Annotated in this window: 12 protein-coding genes and 1 pseudogene; 6 read left to right on the top strand and 7 right to left on the bottom strand. The window is 61.9% G+C overall.

Going from position 1 to position 12,740, the window contains the following annotated elements; genetic code table 11:
• Positions 1 to 87: 87 nt before the first annotated feature.
• The 3 genes and pseudogenes from ACNH6H_RS18655 (at position 88) to ACNH6H_RS18665 (ending at position 2,516) form a co-directional block, all read left to right on the top strand.
• Entirely contained in the window at positions 88 to 1,002 is a 915-nt protein-coding gene (locus tag ACNH6H_RS18655) for a cupin domain-containing protein (protein ID WP_418319790.1), read from the top strand.
• 143 nt (positions 1,003 to 1,145) lie between these two features.
• A pseudogene (locus ACNH6H_RS18660) lies at positions 1,146 to 1,654 on the top strand (class II aldolase/adducin family protein).
• Between the two features lie 247 nt (positions 1,655 to 1,901).
• The gene (locus ACNH6H_RS18665) at positions 1,902 to 2,516 is read left to right on the top strand and encodes a TauD/TfdA dioxygenase family protein (RefSeq protein ID WP_418319791.1); all 615 of its coding nucleotides are present in this window, start codon (positions 1,902 to 1,904) and stop codon (positions 2,514 to 2,516) included.
• A 201-nt stretch (positions 2,517 to 2,717) separates the two neighbouring features.
• Here the strand turns inward: ACNH6H_RS18665 and ACNH6H_RS18670 are convergent, their stop codons facing one another.
• On the bottom strand, positions 2,718 to 3,680 hold the full coding sequence (locus ACNH6H_RS18670) for a Bug family tripartite tricarboxylate transporter substrate binding protein (RefSeq protein WP_418319792.1): 963 nt from the start codon (positions 3,678 to 3,680) through the stop codon (positions 2,718 to 2,720).
• A gap of 284 nt (positions 3,681 to 3,964) precedes the next feature.
• Positions 3,965 to 4,426, bottom strand: a complete 462-nt coding sequence (locus ACNH6H_RS18675; RefSeq protein WP_418319793.1) for a MaoC family dehydratase — start codon at positions 4,424 to 4,426, stop codon at positions 3,965 to 3,967.
• A 273-nt stretch (positions 4,427 to 4,699) separates the two neighbouring features.
• Here ACNH6H_RS18675 and ACNH6H_RS18680 point away from each other — a divergent pair, with 273 nt between their 5' ends.
• Positions 4,700 to 5,917: a CaiB/BaiF CoA transferase family protein gene (locus ACNH6H_RS18680; RefSeq protein WP_418319794.1), complete on the top strand. Its 1,218-nt coding sequence runs from the start codon at positions 4,700 to 4,702 to the stop codon at positions 5,915 to 5,917.
• A 51-nt stretch (positions 5,918 to 5,968) separates the two neighbouring features.
• On the opposite strand, the gene ACNH6H_RS18685 is transcribed toward ACNH6H_RS18680, so the two are convergent.
• The 5 genes from ACNH6H_RS18685 to ACNH6H_RS18705 form a co-directional block, all read right to left on the bottom strand.
• Positions 5,969 to 6,844: an SDR family oxidoreductase gene (locus ACNH6H_RS18685; protein WP_418319795.1), complete on the bottom strand. Its 876-nt coding sequence runs from the start codon at positions 6,842 to 6,844 to the stop codon at positions 5,969 to 5,971.
• The gene (locus ACNH6H_RS18690; protein WP_418319796.1) at positions 6,841 to 7,653 is read right to left on the bottom strand and encodes an SDR family oxidoreductase; all 813 of its coding nucleotides are present in this window, start codon (positions 7,651 to 7,653) and stop codon (positions 6,841 to 6,843) included. The genes ACNH6H_RS18685 and ACNH6H_RS18690 overlap by 4 nt, the downstream gene beginning before the upstream one ends.
• A 66-nt stretch (positions 7,654 to 7,719) precedes the next feature.
• Positions 7,720 to 9,393: an electron transfer flavoprotein-ubiquinone oxidoreductase gene (locus ACNH6H_RS18695; protein ID WP_418319797.1), complete on the bottom strand. Its 1,674-nt coding sequence runs from the start codon at positions 9,391 to 9,393 to the stop codon at positions 7,720 to 7,722.
• A gap of 28 nt (positions 9,394 to 9,421) precedes the next feature.
• Positions 9,422 to 9,928: a MaoC family dehydratase gene (locus ACNH6H_RS18700; protein WP_418319798.1), complete on the bottom strand. Its 507-nt coding sequence runs from the start codon at positions 9,926 to 9,928 to the stop codon at positions 9,422 to 9,424.
• A 6-nt stretch (positions 9,929 to 9,934) separates the two neighbouring features.
• Positions 9,935 to 10,558, bottom strand: a complete 624-nt coding sequence (locus tag ACNH6H_RS18705) for a TetR/AcrR family transcriptional regulator (RefSeq protein WP_418319799.1) — start codon at positions 10,556 to 10,558, stop codon at positions 9,935 to 9,937.
• A 229-nt stretch (positions 10,559 to 10,787) separates the two neighbouring features.
• Between ACNH6H_RS18705 and ACNH6H_RS18710 the strand changes: the two genes are divergently transcribed.
• Together ACNH6H_RS18710 and ACNH6H_RS18715 are read left to right on the top strand one after the other, a co-directional pair.
• Positions 10,788 to 11,954, top strand: a complete 1,167-nt coding sequence (locus ACNH6H_RS18710; protein ID WP_418321395.1) for an acyl-CoA dehydrogenase family protein — start codon at positions 10,788 to 10,790, stop codon at positions 11,952 to 11,954.
• Positions 11,951 to 12,739, top strand: a complete 789-nt coding sequence (locus tag ACNH6H_RS18715) for an enoyl-CoA hydratase/isomerase family protein (RefSeq protein WP_418319800.1) — start codon at positions 11,951 to 11,953, stop codon at positions 12,737 to 12,739. The genes ACNH6H_RS18710 and ACNH6H_RS18715 overlap by 4 nt, the downstream gene beginning before the upstream one ends.
• Position 12,740 lies beyond the last annotated feature (1 nt).

The raw sequence follows: 12,740 nt of genomic DNA on the forward strand, positions 1-12,740 counted from the left end.
TCGGCGTTCCATGAGTATCATAATCGTCGACAAACAACCAATCAACTGTTAGTTTTGTAGTTTCTGAGACCCTATTGAGGAGGCTCCATGGCCCAGGCAACCACTGAGACGGACAAGGCCTTGCAGGCGGCTCGCTTCGTCGAACGTGAAAACTACTACCTGCAAGCACAACCGGACTTTGCAGCCCATGCCTTCATTGACGAGATGCGCATCGCATTCGATCCGCAGGCGCCGACGGGATTCACGGTGCTCGACCATCGCGCAGCACTCGAATGCGAATGGCCGGCCACGACACCAGTCATGCTGGCGCGCTACGCCAAGCTGCGCAAGGGCGAGACGCTGGCGAGCAAATTCACGGCCGGCGGCGAAACCTACTATGTCATTGCGGGCGCCGGCGTCAGCAGCAATCGTGGTGACACGATTGAATGGCAGAAGGGCGACGTGTTCTGCTTTGGCGGCGGCGGTGCAACGCGACACGCTGCGGGCGCTGACGACTGCCTGCTTTGGGTCGTGACCGACGAGCCCCTGCAAGCATTTCTCGGGGTGCAGGCGTCGGACGAGCGGGCACACGCAGCGGGGGCGCTGCATTTTCGCGCGGCGGCCATTGACAAGGCGCTGGCCGCGGCGCAGCAGCGGGAGTTGGCGAAGGGCAGTGCCAGCAACGGCAATGCGGCGTTCATCTTCTCGAGCGATACCGGAATGGTCAGGCGATGCCTGCCTTTCCCGGCCCTGATGCTCGCGCTCAACTCGCTCCCGGCGGGCAGTTCGCAGCGCCCGCACCGGCACAATTCGGTCGCGCTGACACTGGTGCTGTCTGGTGACCAGTGCCACAGCATGATTGCCGGCGCGCGCCACGACTGGCATACGCACGCCGCCATCGTCACTCCACCAGGGCAACTGCATTCGCATCACAACGATGGCGAAGGTGTGGCGCGCGTGCTGATCGCCCAGGACTCCGGAATGCATTACTACCTGCGCAGTGCTGGGTTCAGTTACGCGTGATGGAAGCACCTCAAGCCCGCCACCTGCACCGCAGGCCGACGCAAGACAGCAGATCCATCAGTGCCGATCTTCGAACATCGCTCTAGAACAGGTTCGAGGAGGTCACTGCGTCGAGCCTGGTCAAGGTCGATCTGGGCAGGGTATTGAGCGAAACCAGCGACACGATCAATCCGGCAGGGTTCGTGATTCACTCCTGCATCCACGCCGCCCGTCGCGACTTGGCGTGCGTCTTTCACCTGCATACGCGGGATGGCAGCGCCGTGGCCACTCAGGAGTGCGGCCTGTTGCCGATAACCCAGAACGCATTGCTGATCCACGATCAAGTGCGTACCACGACTATGAAGGCGTGGCATTTAATCTTGACGAGCAAAAGCGCCTGGTGGCCGATCTTGGCGACAAGCGCATCATGATTTTGCGCAATCATGGCACGCTGGCCGCCGGACGCAGCGTCGGCGAGGCTTTCGTCACGAACCGGCTCGAGAAGGCATGCGGGTGGCCAACGGCTGAATGCGCTGCCGGAATCGGTGGTGCAGAGCACGATCGAGACCGGTCGGACGATTTATCCAGAGGTGGCATGTCGCCGGAGGGCGAGCGGGAGTGGCAGGCGCTGTTGCGAATGCTCGATCGCACCGGCGCGGACTACAGTACATGAATCGAGGCTGCGGCGTTCCCGCAACGGGCCGGCAGCACTGGCAACCGCAATTGAAACTTTGGGATGGGGGCCGTCATGGCATTGAGCGTCAAGAAGCTGTCGCATGCATTGGGCGCAGAAATCAGCGGGCTCGATTTGCGCGAGGAGCTGAATGATCGAACCATTGCGGAGATCTGACGCATCTGGTGTTTCGTGGCCAGGAAATCACACCAGCGCAGCAGGTTGAATTGGACAGCGGCTGGGACCGTTGGACGATCACAAGAGCCTGCCGCGTTACCGACTTGCCGAACAACCTGAGATTTTTCTGATCACCAACAAGCAGGTTGGCGGAAAACCGTCCGAGACCAAGGAGACGGGGCGTTTGTGGCGCTCGGACCATTCGTTCACGACGCATCCGACCATGGCCAGCGCCCTGTATTGTCGAGAAATCCCTGCCATCGGCGGAGACGCCTGGAGGCGGTGCATGACATCAGCCGTTATGTGCCGTTCCGAACTCACAACCCGCAGCAGGTGGCGGAGATGGAGCGCGTCAACCCGGCAGTGGCCCAACCAGTGGTGCGCGTGCACCCCGAAACGGGCAAAGGCACTTTATGTCAGCGAGGCACTTTCGTTTCGGTTTGTCGGCATGACGGAAGAGGAGAGCCGTGGGCTGATGCGGTATCTGTGGCAGCACTCGATACGACCCGAATCCCTCTACCGACACAATTGGAAAGTTGGTGACCTGCTGCTGTGGGACAACCGCTGCACCATGCACATGGTGTCGGCTGACTATGCGCCGGGGCAACCGCGGCTGATGGACCGGACACGATCCTGGGCACTCCGAGCGGGCGCGTGTACGAGAAAGATTCAAGCGCCGCGATGACAACGCCTTGAAGCCTGTTGCGCAAGCAGCGACGCGTTCAGATCGAATGGGTCGCCCCGCGGATTGCAATGGCGATGCTACGCGGTTCGACGAATTTAAATCCGGCCGCAAGGCTATACGCGAATCGAGGCATTGGAGTTGCAGTTCCAGGGGCTCCGTTAGCTGATCGGCTGATCGACGGGCCACCTCGCACTACCGGAACTACTGGACCGGAATTTTTGCGTCGCGCACGACGCGCGCCCAGGTGCTGATCTCGGTCTTGATCATGGCCGTGATTTGCTCCGGAGTGCCGCCAAGCACTTCCAGGCCGAGGCTTGCGAATCTCTCCTTGACATCCGGCGTGCGCGCAGCCCGTGCCATGTCCGAGTTCATTTTGTCGACGATTTCCTGCGGCGTTCCGGCGGGCACCGAGGCCCCGAACCAAAGGTTGACGCTGTAATTCGGCACGACCTCGGCGATCGCCGGAACGTCGGGCAACAAGACGGATCGCGTGGCCGTGGTGACACCCAGCGCACGCAATTTGCCTGCCTTGATATGCGGCAGCGCGGCATTGAGCGTTTCGAACATGACATTCGATTCGCCAGCCAGCACCGCATTGAGCGAAGGCGCGTTGCCCTTATAGGCAATGTTGAGCATGTCCACGCCCGCCAGTGACTTGAACAACTCCACCGACAGTTGACCTGCGGCGCCTCCGACGGCGAAATTCATTTTTCCTGGCGCTGCTTTTGCCAGCGCGATCAACTGCTGCAGCGTCTGCGCCGGAACCATCGGGCTGACCACCAAGACGAAGGGCGTGCCGACGATCATGCTGACATGACTGAAATCCTTGATCGGGTCATACGGCAAATTGCTGAACAGGTTCGGGTTCATGGTCATGTTGCCGTTGTAGGCGAATGTCATCGTATACCCATCGGCCGCCGCGATTGCACCTGCCTGCGTACCGATGATCGCGCTTGCACCGGGTCGGTTCTCGACGATGACCGCCTGACCCCATTGCTCCGACAGTTTCTGACCGACCAGACGCGCGATGACGTCGGTGGTACCGCCGGGCTGGAACGGCACGATCCACCTTACGGGTTTGTTCGGGTAGGTCTGCGCGTTTGCACTGCCTGAGGCGATGGCAAGCGCCAGCGCGCATGCGAGAAGAGGAAAACGTATCAGCATGGGGTCCTTTCGATCATTCCGATCGGATTAAACTAACAAACGTTCGGTGGAATGTCAATCTGGGTTTTCCGTGATGTAGGAATCTGCTGGCGCAGTGGGGGCTGCGCCGGTGCCGAGTTCATGTGTGAGCGCCGAGAAGCACGCATTGATGCCGGCAGTCACGTTGCCGGTGGCCAGCATCAGCCCCGACGCACCGGGCCGGGACGGCCCCTGAAGGTCGGCTCAGCGCCGAAGTTCTTCTCCCCCGTGGCGGATCTCGAAAAATTTCAGCTCACAGCGCTGAATCACTGCGCGGGATTTTTCATCATCAGTCCGGCGCGCTTGGCCCTGCACACCAACTCGTCGCGCTGGTTGTAGCCGCGATGCTCGAAATGAACAATGCCGCTGTCGGTGCGGGACTTGGATTCCCGCTTGTCGGAGATCACCGTCTCGGCGCGCAGTGTGTCGCCGAGCTTGACCGGATTCGGGAAGGAGATTTCTTCAAAGCCGAGGTTGCCCAGCGTCGTTCCCAGTGTCAGTTCAGTCACACCCACCCCGACGACCAGCCCGAGCGTGAAAATGCTGTTGACCAATCGCGTCCCGTGGATTGTCCCTTTGCAGAATTCTTCGTCCAGGTGCAATGGCTGCGTGTTGTGGGTCAGCACGCTGAACAGGAGATTGTCGGTTTCCGTCACCGTTCGGGTCACGGCATGCTTGAACGTCTGGCCGACGACAAATTCCTCGAAATAAAGTCCGCGTGTGCTCATGATGTCCTCAGCCTGGCTCTTTGAAGGTGTGGGTGGAATTCGATCGCCGTTGTGCAGCGGCGCCGAGCGGTGATTCGATCTTCACGAGTACTGCCTTCGCCGTATTGCGCTGTTCCGGAGATGTTAAACTAACAAGCGTTCGGCTGTCAGTCAATCGGTGATTGCGGCATCTTTCGCGCCGATCTGCCGGCATAGGATTGCGCGTGCGGCCGCCGACCGTGTCGGTGTCGTCATCGACGATCCGCACGCACCTCCGATCGACCGGGACAGACCATGTTCGGCTTGCGCCAACCGGCCGGCCTTTGCCTTGATGGAGAAACAAAGATGGCGACCGGACCCTTGAGCGGGCTGAAGGTGGTGGAGTTTGCCGGTATCGGACCCGGCCCGATGTGCGGCATGCTTCTCGCCGACCTGGGCGCGGAAGTGCTCCGCGTGGACCGGCTGTTGCCCAGTGGCCTGGGTATCAAGCGGCCGCCGCGTTTTGATCTGCTCAATCGCGGCAAACGCTCGATTGCGGTTGACCTGAAGCAGGATTCGGGGGTCGCCTTCGCGCGTCGGCTGGTCGTAGGCAGCGATGCGCTCATCGAAGGCTTTCGCCCGAACACGATGGAGCGCCTCGGCCTGGGACCTGAGCTCTGCATGGCCCGGCAACCGAATCTGGTCTATGGCCGGGTCACCGGCTTCGGCCAGTCCGGTCCGCTGGCCTCCGTAGCCGGCCACGATCTCAATTACATCGCGCTGTCGGGTGCCTTGCACGCCATGGGCCGCGCCGGCTGCGCGCCGACGCCGCCGTTGAATCTCGTCGGTGACTTCGGTGGCGGCGCCCTCGTACTGGCTTTCGGCATGCTCGCGGCGCTGTGGAACGTGCAGCGCTCAGGGGTCGGCCAAGTGGTCGATGCCGCGATGATTGATGGCGCCGCGATGCTGATGACCTCGATGTACGGGATGCTGGCCAGCGGGCAGCACACCGGCCCGCGCGGCACCAATCTGCTTGATTCCGGGGCGCCTCACTATGAGGTCTATCGCTGCGCTGATGGCGAGTATGTTTCGGTGGCCCCGATCGAAGCAAAGTTTCGCGAGGTCCTGCTGCAGCGTCTTGGTCTGGCTGCTGCGGCATTCGACTTCGATGACAAGTCGCGCTGGCCCGAGACCAAGGCGCGGCTGGTCGAACTTTTTGCAACCCGCACGCAGGCGCAGTGGTGCGAACTGCTGGAGGGGAGTGATGCCTGCTTTGCGCCGGTTCTGGCACCACTTGAAGCTCCACACCATCCACACCACCGGGCGCGTGTCACCTTTGTCGAAGTTGATGGTGTGATTCAACCGGCACCGGTGCCGCGCTTCAGTGGAACGCCTGCCGGACTGCCGCACGCGCCGCATTCTGCCGATGATGGTGCGTTGGCGCAGGTGCTGCGCTGGGGCATTGATCCAGGCGAACTCGATGAACTGGTTCGCGCCGGAGTCATTCGCTCCGGAGGCGCGCAGCCTGGTTGAGCGCAATTCGCCACCTCGATGCGTGGCAGCGTCGAGGTCGCCGAGGCGGCGCTATTGCGGCGGCTTGAAGTAGTCGGGCATGCCGGCCGGCCAAAACTCGCCCCACAACACCATGCCGCCGTCGAGATTGATGACTTCGCCGGTGATGTATTTGCCCGAAGGTGCGCTGAGATAGATTACAGCCTCGGCGATGTCCTGCACGTCGCCGGCCTTGAGCATCGGGTTGGTGCGGAACAGTCCGCCGACGTTCTCGTCCTTGTAATTGTTGAAGCCGTTGCTTTCGATGGCGCCAGCCCCGATGCAATTGACGCGAATACCGTGCTCGGCCCACTCGACGGCCAAGGTCTTGGACAGCGCAATGACTCCGGCCCGCGAGGCCGCCGTATGTGCCATGCCTGGCAGGCCGCGATCGACTGCGGCGGCGATGGTGACGATGTTGCCGTCACGCTTGCCTTGTTTGACCCAGCGGCGCGCGGTGCCCTGCATCATGTACCAGGTGCCGTTGAGGTTGGTATCGATGACCGCGTTCCAGCCTTTGTTGGTGAAGTCCATCGCGTGGGCGGCAAACTGCCCGCCGGCGTTGTTGACGAGTATGTCGATGCCGCCGAAGCGTTCCCAGACCGCGTCGAGGAGGCTCTCCACCTGCGCCGGGTCGCGGATCGTCATGGGGTGCACGAAGACCTCTTGTCCGGAGAGCACTCGCAGCTTGGCGGCGCAATCCTCCAGGGCTTCGATCTTGCGGCCGCAGATCGCCAGCGTGGCACCCAGGCGTGCGCACAGGAATGCGATCGCCTTGCCGATGCCGCTGCCTGCGCCACTCACCAGCACCACCTTGCCGGCGAAAAGATCGTCGCGAAAGACCGTCGGCAGCTTGGCCAGGGCGTCGTCCCCCGGACCGAATCTCGGTTCAGCAGTCGCAGCCGTCATTCTGTTTGCTCTGCCGTGAAATAGGCTGGTTTTGGAATCGTCCATAACTCACCCCAAAGCAGGCCTCCACCGTCGACGTTCAGGAGTTCGCCGGTGATGAATTTGCCCGATGGCGCGGTGAGGTAGATCACCGCATGGGCGATGTCCTGGACATCGCCCTGGCGCAGCATCGGATTTCCGCGTGGAAACTGCTGCCGCGCTTCGGCTGAATACTGCTCGAAGCCGCTGCTTTCGATGACACCTGGCGCGACGCAGTTGACCCGAATCCCGTATTGCGCCCATTCGACGGCCACCGTCTTGGAAAGATAGGTCACCGCCGCGCGCGCGGCGCAGGTGTGCGCGACGCCGGGAAAGCCACGCTGAAAGGTGACGACGATATTGACGATGCTGCCCGGGCTGCCGGTGTCACGCCAATATTTCGCGGCCTCGTGCATCATGTACCAGGTGCCGTTGAGATTGTTGTCGATCACCGCCTTCCAGCCGTTCGGGCTGATGTCGAGTGCGGCCTTCGGGAATTGGCCGCCGGCGTTGTTCACCTGCACGTCCAGGCGACCGAAGTGATCGTAGGTGGCGGCCAGCAGCCGCTGAACCGCATCGGGCTCGCGGATGTTGGTTGAATGCACCAACACGTCGGGGCTGCCCAGCTCGCGCAGCCAGGGCTCGCAGGCGTCGAGTTTGTCGCGGTTGCGACCGCAGATCACCAGCTTGGCGCCCAGCCGTGCGTAAAGGAATGCGATCGCCTTGCCGATGCCGCTGCCTGCGCCGGAGACCATCACCACCTGGTCGTTGAACAGGCCTTCTTCGAACACCCGCGGCAAGCCGGCCAGCGTGGCTTCATTCAGCCCGAATTTGGGTTCGTCAGCCATGCGCAGTCTTCACATCCCGGAATAGTTGGGGCCGCCGCCGCCCTCTGGCGTGACCCAGACGATGTTCTGCGCAGGATCCTTGATATCGCAGGTCTTGCAATGCACGCAGTTCTGCGCATTGATCTGTAAACGGTCGTTCTGCTGATCGTCGCGGACGAACTCGTAGACGCCGGCGGGGCAATAGAGGCTTTCGGGCCCGCCGTAGCGGGCGAGATTCAGTTGCACCGGCAGCGCCGCATCTTTCAGCGTCAGGTGGGCCGGCTGGTTCTCTTCGTGGTTGGTGTTGCTGATGAACACCGACGACAGGCGATCGAAGCTCAGCTTGCCATCTGGCTTCGGATAGTCGATCTGCGCAGCCTGGTCGGCAGGCAGCAGGCACTCGTGGTCGCGCTTGTTGCCATGCAGAGTCCACGGCGGGCTGGTCACGCCGAGTTTCGGCAACAGCCATTGCTCGACGCCGGTCATCAGATTGCCGACCCACTTGCCTTTCTTGAACCAGAGTTTGAAATTGCGGGATTGCTGCAGTTCGGCATTCAGCCAACTGGCTTCAAAGGCCAGTGGATAGGCCAGCAACTGGTCGCGCTGACGGCCGGCCGCCAGTGCCGGCGCCAGCGCCTCGGCGCACAACATGCCGCTCTTGATCGCTGCATGGCTGCCCTTGATGCGGGCTGCATTCAGGTATCCCGCATCACAGCCCACCAGCGCACCGCCCGGGAAGACGGTCGTCGGCAGGGTCTGCGGCGTGCCGTTGTTGATGGCGCGCGCACCATAACCAATGCGCTTGCCACCTTCAATATGGGCACGGATGGCAGGGTGCAACTTCCAGCGCTGCATCTCTTCGAACGGGCTCAGATGCGGATTGCTGTAGTCCAGGCCGATCACGAAGCCGAGCGTCACCTTGTTGTCGCCCAGGTGGTAGAGGAAGCCGCCGCCGAAGGTATCGCCCTGCATTGGCCAGCCAGCGGTATGCACCACCAGACCCGGCTTGGCGCGAGCGGGATCGACCTCCCACAGCTCCTTGATACCGATCGCGAAGGTTTGCGGATCCTTGCCCTCGTCGAGCCTGTAGCGGGCGATCAACTGCTTGCCCAGGTGCCCGCGTGCACCTTCGGCGAACACCGTGTACTTGCCCACCAGTTCCATGCCAAGCTGGAACGCAGCAGTCGGCTCGCCGTCCTTGCCAAGTCCCATGTGACCGCTGACCACGCCGCGCACGCTGCCCTGCTCGTCGTAGAGAACCTCGGCCGCAGCGAAGCCGGCAAAGATTTCCACACCCAGCCCTTCGGCCTGCTGGGCCAGCCAGCGCACCACGTTGCCAAGCGAAATGACGTAGCAGTCGTGATTGTGCAGATTGCGCGGCACCAGCCAGTTCGGCGTGCGAAGGGCACCGCGTTCAGACAGAAAGAGCACGTCGTCGCCGCTGACGGCCTGGGTGAGCGGTGCGCCCTGGGCTTGCCAGTCGGGCAGCAACTCAGTCAGTGCGCGCGGATCCATCACCGCGCCTGACAGAATGTGGGCGCCGGGTTCCGAACCCTTTTCGATGACCACCACCGACAGATTGGCGTTCAGTTGCTTGAGGCGGATCGCGGTGGCCAGGCCGGCGGGGCCGGCGCCCACAACCACCACGTCGTAGTCGATGGCTTCGCGCGGGCCGAAGCGCTCAAGCAGTTGTTCAGGTTTCACGTTGTTTCGACGCCCGACGGCGCATCGTTCAGATTATTGGTGCGGGCACGGGGGGTGTGCGGTCGGGCGCCATGCCACGCTTGTAGACGAGCAAGGTTCGTTTGAACGTGCACACCACCACGGCGTCCTGATTGAAACCCTCGGTGGCCACCGTGATGACTCCCAGCTTCGGTCGCGAAGCGGACTCGCGCTTGTCGAGCACGAATGAGCGTGAGTAGATCGTGTCGCCCTCGAATACGGGCTTGGGCAGGCGAACCTCATCCCAGCCGAGGTTGGCGAACACGTTGTACGACACGTCGATCACCGATTGCCCGGTGACGAGGGCCAAGGTCAGGCAAGAATTGACCAGCGGGCGACCGAACTCGGTGCGCGCTGCGTAGTGCTCGTCGAAATGCACCGCCGCCACGTTCTGTGTCAACAGCGTGAACCAGATGTTGTCCTGCTGAGTGAGCGTGCGCCCCAACGGGTGACGGTATTCGTCGCCCGCGTTGAAGTCCTCGAAAAACCGCCCCTCCCAACCTGGTTTGACGCTCATCTCACACTATTTTCCAACGAACGTGCCATCGAAGACGATGGCCTTGATCTGCTTGACGAAATCCTGGAATGAGCCCTTCTGCGGGTTGTACCACTCGACCGTCCAGTTCATCGCGCCGATCACGAACAGGCGAATGATTGCGGTGCTGCTGTCGGAACGCAACTCTCCGCGGTTCAGCGCATCGTCGAGCAGTCGATCCCAATAGTCGGCGTAGTCGCGCCGGATCTTGCGATGCCGGTTCTTCGCGGCCAGCGGAATCTGGCCGTAGACGCGAATGTTGGCGGAGGTGAAATCCCCGTGATGCAGCAGACCCCAGAGATGTCCTTCGATCGCGGCGGCCACGCGTTCGCGGGCGGGGGCATCTTTGGGCAGAGCTTCGACCCGCTGGTGCACGGTATCTGCCACGATCTGGATGCCTTTGTCGAGCACTTCGCCAAGAATCTGCTCTTTTGATTCGAAGTGGTAATAGATGCTGCCGGCCTTGATGCCCGACGCGTCAGCCACTTCGCGCAGCGTCGTCGCCGAATAGCCGTGGTGCCGGAACAGGCGCGCAGCCTCGAGCAGGATTCGCTCCCGTGTGGCGGAGTCCGCTTCGACGGGCAGGGGCTTGTCGCGGGTCTTGGTGGCCATGGTGGTGGTCAGTCAGGGTGCATGTGATTCGGAAATGGTATCAAAATGATCTCTCGACCTTGGGTTCCGTACAGAATGATGATGACTAACTAACGTATGTTCGATATGATACGCTCAAACCGGTCGGACAGACAAGTGCTGAATGCCGAGGTGGTTGCCGGTCGGGTGGCGCGGCCCGCAGTACCCGCCGTCCAGGATCAATCAACTGCCACGCAAGGAGATGAACAACATGTTGTTGACCGAAGACCAGATCGCACTGCGCGATGTCGCCCGCCGCTTTGCCCGTGAAAGACTCGCGCCGCACTACCAGGCGCGCGAGGCAGAAGGGGGATTCGATCGGGTGCTGATGAAGGAAATCGGCGCGCTCGGTCTGATCGGGGTCGATCTGCCGGAAGAGTACGGCGGTCTCGGACAGAGCGGCGTCACATCGGGGATCATCACCGAAGAAATTGCTTACGCCGATTTCAACATCAGTTACTTGCAGTTGCTGGGCTCACTGATGGGTGCCATCGTGCATCGCAACGCCAATCCGGAACTGGCGCGCCATTGGAACAGCCGTTTGGTAGCCGGAGATGCCATCATCGGTCTCGGTCTGACCGAGCCGCGCGGTGGTTCTGATGCAGCCAACCTGCAACTAAAAGCGCGCCGCGATGGCAAGGATTTCATCCTGTCCGGAGAAAAGACGTCGATCAGTTTCTCCGACCAGTGCGACGCTATCGTGCTGTTCACGCGCACTGGCAAACCCGAAGACGGCGCACGGGGCATCAGCGCATTTCTCGTGCCGATGGACTCTCCCGGCATCCAGCGCACGCGCTTCAACGACGTGGGCAGCAAGATCATTGGCCGCGGCTCGGTGTTCTTCGATGATGTGCGGGTGCCGGCCGAGAACCTGATGGGCTCAGAGGGCAAGGGCTTCACGCAGGTGATGCAGGGTTTCGACTTCAGTCGGATCCTGATTGCGCTGCAATGCGTGGCCGCGGCCCAGGCGTCGATCGACGAAACCTGGGAGTACATGAAGGAGCGCCAGGCGATGGGAGCTCCGATCGTCCAGTACCAGGGCGTGTCGTTTCCGATCGTTGAGTTCGAGACGCTGCTGTCAGCCTGCCGCCAACTGTGTTACCACGGCTTGGCGCTGCGCGATGCCGGCCAATCGCACACGGCCGAATCGGCGATGGTCAAGTGGATGGGCCCGAAGACCGCGTTCGACGCGATACATCAATGCATCTTGACCTTCGGTCACTACGGTTGGTCCAAGGATCTGCCGCACCAACAGCGCCTGCGCGACGTCATGGGTCTGGAGATCGGCGACGGCACCGCCCAGGTGATGAAACTGATTGTGGCACGCGAACGCGCTGGCCGGATGGCCGTGCAGTACGCGGCGGAGAACCGCAAGTGAGCGCCGCGCCGTCCATTCTGGTCAGTCGAGTCGGCGCCGTCGGTGTGATCGAGCTGGCGCGGCCGGACAAGTTCAATTGTCTGTCGATGACGGTGCATGAAGCGATCGCTGGCGCGCTCGACGAATTTGAAGCGGCAGGCTCAGGTGTGCGGGCCGTCCTGATTCGCGCCCAGGGCAAGAACTTCTGCACCGGCGCCGATCTGGAAGAGGTCGAGGGGCTGCGTGGCGACGCCGACAAGGTCGACCGTTTCTTGGCGCTGGGTCACAAGATATTGAGCCGTTTTGAGGCCAGCGAATTGCCCGTTGTGGCGGCTTGCCAGGGCCTGGCCCTGGCAGGTGGCAGCGAGTTGATGCTGGCTTGCGACGTGATCTTCGCGTCCAGTGATTTTCGGATTGGAGATCAGCACGCCCAGTACGGGTTGGTTCCCGGCTGGGGAGGCTCGCAGCGGTTTCCTCGCATGGTGGGCCTGCGTCGCGGGCTGGACATGTTGTTCAGCGCGCGCTGGATCGATGCGCAGACGGCGTTGCAATGGGGTTTGATCAATTATGTCGTCGAGCCCGACAAGCTGGGCGAAGCTTCATTGGAATATTGCGCCAAGCTCGCCACCCGCAGTCGTGTCGGCCTGGCAACCATGAAGCGCCTGGCCCGGCAGGGCATGGGCCGCAGCCTCGAGGAGGGTTTGCAGCTTGAGGTGAACGTGGTGGCGCGCGAATTGATGGGCGAAGATGTCAGCGAAGGCTTGGCTGCTTTTCGCGCCCGTCGTCCTCCGGTGTTCAAGTCGTGAA

Source organism: Pseudideonella sakaiensis, from assembly GCF_048320135.1.
Taxonomy (GTDB): domain Bacteria; phylum Pseudomonadota; class Gammaproteobacteria; order Burkholderiales; family Burkholderiaceae_C; genus Ideonella_A; species Ideonella_A sakaiensis_A.